The 625-nt window shown below is 44.8% G+C and carries 1 protein-coding gene; it reads left to right on the top strand.

Annotated features, from left to right (window positions below):
• Window positions 1–550: helix-turn-helix domain-containing protein (locus QUF07_RS14060; protein ID WP_289428210.1), on the top strand; the 550-nt coding region annotated here is incomplete at its 5' end.
• Between the last annotated feature and the right edge of the window lie 75 nt (window positions 551–625).

Here is a 625-nt window from a genome sequence, read left to right as displayed (position 1 = left end):
TGGGGCTTTTCTTGTGACAAAATATAGTAGTCAATTCAAAGTGAAGGTTGTTTCTCGTTATCTCAAGGGTGACATTGGTTATCGTGAACTGTGTAAGCAATACAAAGTTCCATCAACTAGCGTTGTTCGTGCGTGGGTTCAACGGGCCCAAGAACATGGTCCGCAATCTCTTGCAGTTAGGCATACTAAAGCCACCTATTCCCAATCCTTTAAGGTAGCAGTGATAGAATATATGGGTACACATCAGGTAAGTCGAGCGCGTGCAGCAGCACATTTTGGAATCTCTGAGGGCCAGGTCTATTCATGGGATCAAATCGTTAAGGAAAAAGGTGTTGCCGGACTGCGTCCGAAAAGGAGAGGAAGACCGACCACCAATAAGCGTAAACGCACTAAGACTATCAAGCGACTGAAACCAACCCAAGAAGAGAAATATCAGCAGGAAATCTTAAATCTTAAGCAGCAACTGCATGAAGCTGAACTGGATCGTGATATTTTAAAAGCACTTGCGACTTTAACGAGGAAGGCTCCCAATCGCTCACCACGAAGATGAAAGCCAGTATTGTTTCATCGTTACGGTCGCACTATGCACTTCAAGAACTATTAAGGGCGTTAAAGCTGCCACGGG

It is taken from the genome of Lentilactobacillus sp. TOM.63 (genome assembly GCF_030361045.1).
GTDB classification, from domain to species: Bacteria; Bacillota; Bacilli; order Lactobacillales; family Lactobacillaceae; genus Lentilactobacillus; species Lentilactobacillus dabitei.
Note: the sequence above shows the minus strand (reverse complement) of the source record. Positions and strands in the feature narration are given on the sequence as shown.